Genomic DNA, 2067 nt, shown 5'->3' with positions numbered 1-2067 from the left:
GGGCGGTGGCACTCGCCACCGCCCCCCGGCCGGCGACGCCCTTCGTACGGACGCGAGACGGACGGAAGGTCCGGCGTCTCGCGGCTATGTCTGACATGCGGTTCGAGTGTCCCCTCGCGCGGGCCCGCCGGTCTGACGGCGGGCATACGGTCGGGAACGATGCAGGCTCGGACAGGTGGGGTCAAGCCACCTCGGCGGTGTGGGAGGGCTTGTCCGTTTTGATCACCGCAGCAGGGCGAACGGAGCCCCGCTGTATACGTGTTGAACTGCGCTTATGCGCTGCCGTCCGTTCCGCCGCCGTTTACCTCGCGAGGCCGCTCGGAGGGCGGTCCGGAGGGCCGTTTCCGGTCAGCGTTCGACCGGCAGCCCGCGCGGCTCCTTCACCCGCTTCATGATGATCTGCGAGTTCACCTCGGTGACCCCCGCGAGCGTCGTGAGCCGCTCGATCCACAGCCGCTCGTACGCCGCGAGGTCGGCGACCGCGATCCGCAGCAGACAGCCGGGGCTGCCGAAGAGCCGGTACGCCTCGATCACGTCCGGGATGTCCTGGAGCGCCTCCTCGAACGCCTCCACGGTCTCCCGGTCCCGCTTCACCTCCACCGACACGAGCACCTCGAAGCCGCGCCCGACCGCCTCCGGGGCGATCACCGCGCGATAGCCCTGGATCACACCGTCCTGCTCCAGCTGGCGCACCCGGCGCAGGCAGGGGGAGGGGCTGAGGCCCACGCGCTGGGCGAGCTCCTGGTTGCTCAGTCGGCCGTCCTGCTGGAGCTCGCGCAAGATATGGAGATCGATCCTGTCCATGGCGCAATTATCCACCACGTCTGAAACAAGTGTGGGGTGATTCCGCAATCGCGTAGCGCGACCTTTGACCTATCGTTGCCGCGCACACCCCAGGGAAGGACAGCACTCTCATGAAGTGGACGCGCGACGACCGGCAGCGCCGCATCGTGGTCATCAGCACTGGCGGCACCATCGCCAGCCGCTGGACCGGCAGCGGATACGCCGCCGACGCCTCCGGCGACGACGTCGTCGCGACGGCCGCCGTCCCGGAGAACGTACGCGTCGAGGTCGTCGACCTGTTCAACGTGAACAGCTCCCGGATGACCACCGACCGCCAACTGGCCCTGCTGCGCACCGTCCACGAGACGCTCGCCGACCCCGGCGTCGACGGCATCGTCGTCACGCACGGCACCGACACCCTGGAGGAGTCGGCCTTCTTCCTGGACCTGCACCACTCGGACCCGCGCCCGGTCGTCTTCACCGGTGCCCAGCGCCCCTTCGGCACGGGCGACGGCGACGGCCCCGCCAACCTCTACGACGCGCTCCAGGTCGCCGCCACCGTCCACGGCCTCGGCGTCCTCGTCGTCTTCGACGGCCTGGTCCACGCCGCCCGCGGCACCGTGAAGACCCGGACGCTCGCCGCCGACCCCTTCGCCGACCCGTCCGGCGAGCGCGTCGGCCGCCTCGGCTTCGGCCAGGTCGACGTCGAGCGCGAGCCCGAGCGCCCGGCGCCGCTCCCGCTGCCCGCCGACGGCCACCCGGCGCCCCGCGTCGACATCGTCACCCACCACTCCGACGCCGACCCCGTGCTCTTCGACGCGGCGGTCGCCGCCGGCGCCCGCGGCATCGTCCTCGTCGGCACCGGCGCCGGCAACGCCACCCCCGAGATCGCCGAGGCCGTCGCCCGCGCCGTCGACCAGGGCGTCCACGTCGTCCTGTCCACCCGCGTCGCCTCCGGACCGGTCGCCGAGGTCTACACGGGCGGCGGCGCCGTCGACCTGGCCGCCGCCGGCGCGGTCCTGGCCGGCACCCTGCGCCCCGGCCAGGCCCGCATAGCCCTGCTCGCGGCCCTGCTCGCCGACACGCCCTCGCCGGAGCGCCGCACCGCCCTGCTGCGGACCCTCCTCGAAGGCCCGGTCCGCCCCGAGCCCGCGCTCGCCGCCGCCCACTGACCGGCGGCCGGCCCGGCGCCCGCGTGCGTCGCGGTCGCTGACCGGCGGCCGGCCCGGCGCCGGCGTGCGTCGCGTCACAGACCCCCCCCCCCCCCCCCCCCCCCGACGTCGC

2 protein-coding genes are annotated in these 2067 nt (G+C 73.6%); one reads left to right on the top strand and one right to left on the bottom strand.

What is annotated here, in order from left to right:
* Positions 1 to 348: 348 nt before the first annotated feature.
* Positions 349 to 804 (bottom strand): Lrp/AsnC family transcriptional regulator, encoded by a 456-nt coding sequence (locus ACWEJX_RS37740; protein ID WP_403787953.1) that lies wholly within the window; start codon positions 802 to 804, stop codon positions 349 to 351.
* 110 nt (positions 805 to 914) lie between these two features.
* On the opposite strand from ACWEJX_RS37740, the gene ACWEJX_RS37735 reads away from it, so the two are divergent.
* Positions 915 to 1955, top strand: a complete 1041-nt coding sequence (locus tag ACWEJX_RS37735; protein WP_451611924.1) for an asparaginase — start codon at positions 915 to 917, stop codon at positions 1953 to 1955.
* Positions 1956 to 2067: the final 112 nt, after the last annotated feature.

The sequence above is a fragment of the Streptomyces sp. NPDC004788 genome, assembly GCF_053601115.1.
Note: the sequence above shows the minus strand (reverse complement) of the source record. Positions and strands in the feature narration are given on the sequence as shown.

What these genes read in the sequence shown, in the direction of transcription:
- ACWEJX_RS37740 (WP_403787953.1), bottom strand. Translation starts at nt 804, where the DNA reads ATGGACAGGATCGATCTCCATATCTTGCGCGAGCTCCAGCAGGACGGC.
- ACWEJX_RS37735 (WP_451611924.1), top strand. Translation starts at nt 915, where the DNA reads ATGAAGTGGACGCGCGACGACCGGCAGCGCCGCATCGTGGTCATCAGC.